General features: G+C 68.9%; 5 protein-coding genes. 1 reads left to right on the plus strand and 4 read right to left on the minus strand.

Annotation, left to right across the window (positions count from 1 at the left end):
• The 4 genes from AC5RV2_RS15335 to AC5RV2_RS15350 all read right to left on the minus strand — a co-directional run.
• Nucleotides 1–237, minus strand: a 237-nt coding sequence (locus tag AC5RV2_RS15335) for a hypothetical protein (RefSeq protein ID WP_494093048.1), incomplete at its 3' end; no start/stop codon positions are given.
• A gap of 75 nt (nt 238–312) precedes the next feature.
• Nucleotides 313–2,004 (minus strand): ribonuclease J, encoded by a 1,692-nt coding sequence (locus tag AC5RV2_RS15340; protein WP_494093049.1) that lies wholly within the window; start codon nt 2,002–2,004, stop codon nt 313–315.
• A 7-nt stretch (nt 2,005–2,011) separates the two neighbouring features.
• Nucleotides 2,012–2,923, minus strand: a complete 912-nt coding sequence (dapA, locus tag AC5RV2_RS15345) for a 4-hydroxy-tetrahydrodipicolinate synthase (protein WP_494067978.1) — start codon at nt 2,921–2,923, stop codon at nt 2,012–2,014.
• A 120-nt stretch (nt 2,924–3,043) separates the two neighbouring features.
• Nucleotides 3,044–3,847 (minus strand): alpha/beta fold hydrolase, encoded by an 804-nt coding sequence (locus AC5RV2_RS15350; protein WP_494093050.1) that lies wholly within the window; start codon nt 3,845–3,847, stop codon nt 3,044–3,046.
• Between the two features lie 115 nt (nt 3,848–3,962).
• Here AC5RV2_RS15350 and AC5RV2_RS15355 point away from each other — a divergent pair.
• Nucleotides 3,963–4,169 (plus strand): heparan-alpha-glucosaminide N-acetyltransferase domain-containing protein (locus AC5RV2_RS15355; protein ID WP_494093051.1); only part of this gene is annotated, 207 nt, incomplete at its 3' end.

Raw genomic sequence — 4,169 nt, forward strand, 5'->3', positions numbered from 1 at the left:
GGGGTCGGGCCGCACATCGGGGCCCAGCTTCCGGACGCCCGCGGCCACCGGACGCGCCACGGCCATCCACAGCCCCTGGATCAGCCGGGCCAGCAGCGGCAGTTGCTCTTCCTGGGGCTGCACCTCGAGCACCTTGGTCTTGCTGGAACGCCCCGAGGAGGAGCGCGCAGTGGTGCCTGTAGCCTTACCGCGCGACTGCTGGGTGCCTTTTCGGGCAGGGGAAGTACGAGTCGCCATAGTGGCTAGGTTACCGGCTGCCCGGCGTGATCCGCGGGATTTGGCGCGTGCGGATCGGCTGCGCCGGGTGCGGGATCAGGCCTCCAGGACCACGGGAACGATCATCGGCCGGCGGCGGTGCCGTTTGTTCACCCACGTGCCGATCACCCGGCGCACCACCTGCTGCAGCTGGTAGGTCGTGTGGTCCATGTTGTTGACCACGGCTTCTTCGAGGGCGGCGATGATCCTGGGTTTGATGTCGTCGAACACCGAATCGTCCTCGGCGAACCCGCGCGCATGGATTTCGGGACCGGAGACGATCTGGCCGGTGCTGCGGTTCACCACTGTGATGACGGAGATGAAGCCCTCCTCGCCCAGGATCCGGCGGTCCTTGAGGTCGGCGTCGGTGATTTCACCGATGCTGGATCCGTCCACATACACGTAGCCGCATTCGACCTGGCCGACAATCCGGGCCGTGCCGTCCTTCAGGTCGACCACCGATCCGTCGTCCGCGAGCAGCACGTTCCCGGCGGGCACGCCGGTTTGCTCGGCCAGCCGCCCGTTCGCGATCAGGTGGCGGGTCTCGCCGTGCACCGGCAGGGCGTTTTTGGGCCGCAGGATGTTGTAGCAGTACAGCAGCTCCCCGGCCGCGGCGTGGCCGGACACGTGGACCTTGGCGTTGCCCTTGTGGATGACGTCGGCGCCAAGCTTGAGCAGGCCGTTGATCACCCGGAAGACGGCGTTCTCGTTGCCCGGGATCAACGACGACGCCAGGATCACGGTGTCTCCGGCGCCGACCTGCACGCGGTGGTCGCCGTTGGCCATCCGCGACAGCGCCGCCATCGGCTCACCTTGCGATCCGGTGGACATCAGCACGATCCGGTCGTCCGGGAAGTCCTCAACGTTTTTCAGGTCCACGAGGATGCCCTCGGGAACGTTCAGGTAGCCCAGTTTGGCGGCGATGCCCATGTTCCGCACCATCGAGCGGCCGACGAACGCCACATGCCGGCCGTGGGCCGCGGCGGCGTCGAGCACCTGCTGCACGCGGTGCACGTGGGACGCGAAGGAGGCGACGATGATGCGTTTTTGCACCTGGCCGAACAGGCGCTCCAGCACCGGGCCGATTTCCTTCTCGGCGGTCGTGAAGCCGGGGACGTCGGCGTTCGTGGAGTCGGCCATGAAGAGATCCACGCCCTCCTCCCCCAGCCGGGCGAACGCGCGCAGGTCCGTGATCCGGCCGTCCAGCGGCAACTGGTCCATCTTGAAGTCGCCGGTGTGCAGCACGGTGCCGGCCGCGGTGCGGATGAAGACCGCCAGGGCGTCCGGGATCGAGTGGTTGACCGCCACGAATTCGCACTCGAAGGGACCGAACTGCTCGACCTGGCCCTCCGCGACGGTGAGGGTCTGCGGTTTGATCCGGTGCTCGGCCAGCTTCGCCTCGACCAGGGCCAGGGTCAGCTGGGAACCGATCAGCGGGATGTCCTGCCGCATCCGCAGCAGGTACGGGACGGCGCCGATGTGGTCTTCGTGCCCGTGGGTCAGGACCACACCGACGACGTCGTCGAGCCGGTCCTCGATGTACGAGAAGTCCGGCAGGATCAGATCCACCCCCGGCTGGTGCTCTTCCGGGAACAGCACGCCGCAGTCAACCACCAGCAGCCTGGAGTCGATCTCGAAGACCGCCATGTTGCGGCCGATTTCCCCGAGCCCGCCGAGCGGAACGATCCGGAGCGTCCCCGGTTCAAGCAGCGGCGGCGTGCGCAACTGGGTGATGGTGGATTCGCTCATCGGGCGGTCAGACCCCCAGCGCCAGGCCGGCCTCGGCCAGGTCGGCGCGGATCGGCGCGAGCTCGGCCTCGGTCGGTTCCACCAGCGGGAGCCGGACCACCGAATTGGGCAGGACGCCCTGCCACTTCAAGATCTGCTTGGCGGCGACCGCACCCTGGATGTGTGTCATCACCGCCCGGATGATCGGGTCCAGTTCGAAGTGCAGCCGGCGTGCGGTGGCGAAGTCCCCCGCCAGTGCGGCGTCGACGAGCTCCCGGAACTGGCGAGTGGCCACGTGCGCGGTCACGCTGACCACGCCGACCGCGCCGGCCGCCATCAGCGGCAGGGTCAGGCCGTCGTCGCCCGCGTAGACGTCGAGGTCCGTGGCGGCCAGGACGCGGGTGGTCGCGGCGTAGTCCGCCTTGGCGTCCTTGAGCGCGACGACGAGTGGATGCTCGGCCAGCCGGATCAGGGTTTCCGTCTCGATGTTGATGCCGGCGCGGCCGGGGATGTCATAGACCATGACGGGCAGGCCGATGGCCGAAGCGATGGTCTCGATGTGGGCCTGTACGCCGGCCTGGCTCGGCTTGTTGTAATAGGGGGCGGTGATGAGCAGTCCGTCCACGCCGGCGCTGGCGGCGCGCCGGGAGAGACTGACCGAGTGGCGGGTGTCGTTGGTGGTGGACCCGGCAATCACCTTGGCCCGTCCCCCCACTGCCTCAACGACGGCCCGGAACATGCCCTCGTTCTCGTCGTCGGTGAGCGTCGAGGTCTCGCCGGTGGTGCCGGTGACGACGAGCCCGTCGCATCCGTCCTGGACCAGCTTGTCCGCCAGTTCCGCTGCCTTCCCGTAGTCGACCTCGCCCTCCTCGGTAAAGGGGGTGACCATTGCGGTGACCATGGTGCCAAAGGGATACTCACGAACGTCAGACTCAACCATAGGGAAAACGTTACCGTGTCCGTCGGTCCTATCGGCAATGGCGTACAAGGCGCGACACAGAGTTTCACGTCACGCGCGGCGGCTCCCGCCCGCCGTCAGCGCCCGGGGCCGGCGGGCGTGTCAGCGGGGCGCAGGGAGGCGGCCCAGGAAACCGGTCAGCAAGGCGGTCACTTGGTCCTGGGCGGCGAGGCAGCCGGCGTGGTCCAGGCCCGGCAGCTCGGCAAAGTGTCCGTCCGGCAGCAGAGCGGCGGCCTGGCGCGACTCCGCGGCGCGTGGGTGGTCCTCGCTACCGGCGATCAGCAGGACGGGTAAGCGGATCCGCTGGACCTGGCGGGGATCGAGGCCGGGCAGCTCTTCGCCGGCACGGAAGTAGGCGGCAAGCGCCGCCGGGTCGTTGGCCAAAAAGGCCTGCCGGGTGGCCGCGTCCACCGGCACGGAGCGGCGCTCGTTCCAGCGGCGGAGGAACTCTTCCATCCCGCCCGTCTCCAGCGCGTCCAGGTAGTCGGGGAAGAAGAGCTTGCCGACCTGGCCGGCCATGCTCCGGTGCGTTCCGCCCAGCATGGTGAGCGAACGCAGGCGCTGCCGGCGGTAAACCGCCATCGCGAGTCCTACCCGCGCGCCGAAGGAATAGCCGAAGCAGTTCACGCTCTCCAGCCCGCAGGCGTCCAGCACCGCTTCGACGTCGCCCATGAAACGCTCCATCGTGTAGGCGCCCTCGTCGTGCGGTTTGTCGCTGCGGCCGTGCCCGCGCATGTCCAGCGAGATCACCCGGTGCCGCGGCTTGAGGGCACGCTGGTAGCCCAGCCCCCGCCAGGTGGCCTTGGAGAGGGCGGTTCCATGGACCAGCAGCAGCGGCTCCCCGGTGCCGGTGTCCTCGAAGGCCAGCCGCACGCCGTCGTCCCCGTTGACGGCAAATCCCATCATGGCCGCTCCACGGGTGCGGCAGCCGCGTTCTCCAACCTGTTCATGCCCTCACGGTATCGCGTGCCGGCCGCTGGTCTCACGGCCGCCGCCACGCCGGCTGTGAGATTATCGGTGCATGCGCCCAGGTTCCACCCGCCCGCGGATTGCCGGGATCGATGCCGCCCGCGGCATCGCCTTGCTGGGCATGATGGCGACCCACATCTTTGCGCCGTGGACCGCCGGCACGGACCCGCAGCCGAACTTCGTGGGCCTGGTCCTCTCCGGGCGCTCTTCGGCGCTGTTCGCGGTCCTCGCCGGGGTCGGGCTGGCGCTGCTCACCGGG

It is taken from the genome of Arthrobacter sp. Y3225116 (genome assembly GCF_059091245.1).